The 1,040-nt window shown below is 61.5% G+C and carries 1 protein-coding gene and 1 pseudogene; both read right to left on the bottom strand.

Features of this window, described 5'->3' with window-relative positions:
- Positions 1 to 238, bottom strand: a pseudogene (locus tag QMZ05_RS40880) (nitrogenase molybdenum-iron protein alpha chain); the annotation flags it as partial.
- Positions 239 to 712: 474 nt separating this feature from the next.
- The coding region (locus tag QMZ05_RS40885; RefSeq protein WP_353705897.1) for an aminotransferase class V-fold PLP-dependent enzyme at positions 713 to 1,040 on the bottom strand (328 nt) is incomplete at its 5' end.

The raw sequence follows: 1,040 nt of genomic DNA on the forward strand, positions 1-1,040 counted from the left end.
TCGGCCCCCAGACCACGCCCTTGGAACCCGCGTAGGCGCACCCGCGAATTGTCATCACGCCGGGTATGGATTTGATGTTGGACTTGACCCCGCAGTCCGACCGGCCGGCCTCGTGAATGTTGAGGTGCTTGGCGCGCCGTTTCGCGGTCTTCTCCGGATAGACCTTCAGCACCTCCTCGATCAGCTCTTTGTTGCGCGCCCTGATCTGTGCGGTGCTATAGGTCGTGGCGAGACTCATGCTGATGTCCTTTAGAATTTTCTGTTGCAACGGCGGCTCTTGCCACGACTTTTGCAACGCGCGTGCCAGCAGAGCGTGAGCACAAAAGTCAGCGCATTTCCAAGCGCTTAGCGTGTACCGCGCGCAGGGACGGACGGTTGTTGCGAACCCGACATCGCACCTGGTCCAGAAAGGTGCCCGTTCGGCCGTGTTCGAAACAAAACACGGCGAGCTCGGCGTGACATGGGCCAAGAAAAACGCCGAAGACTAGCGCGACTTGGCGGGCACGACTTGAGCGGACTCGAGACGAGGCCAGCGAACCGCACGGCGGTTCAGCCCGGTCCAGCTTGCTAACATCGTTCAAAGCGTCAAAAGCCGGCAAGTCCTCAGCTTCGTCGGCGCGGTGCTGCGCACATTCAGCGTGGTCTCACCACCGTCCCCGTACCCAATCTTATCGAGCCGCGTTGCGAGCCAGATCATGGCAAGCTCGGCCGCTCAGGAAAACAGGCGCTCCGCCTTGATCAGCGCGCGCGCCAGCGCATCGATCTCTTCAAATGTGTTATAGAGGGCAAAGGAAGCACGGCACGTCGCAGGCACGCCAAAGCGCGCGAGCAGCGGCATCGCGCAATGGGTTCCGGCGCGCACCGCAACCCCGGAGTGATCAATGACGGTCGCGATATCGTGCGGGTGCGCGACCTTCATGTCAAAGGACACGATCGCGCCCTTCTCGGCCGCCGTTCCGATGAGGCGCAGGGAATGGATGCTCTGTAGCTTTTCCTGCGCGTAAGCGAGCAGTGCGCTCTCGTGCTTGCGGATCCGTGCC

The sequence above is a fragment of the Bradyrhizobium sp. INPA03-11B genome, assembly GCF_040446015.1.
Taxonomy (GTDB): Bacteria; Pseudomonadota; Alphaproteobacteria; order Rhizobiales; family Xanthobacteraceae; genus Bradyrhizobium; species Bradyrhizobium macuxiense_A.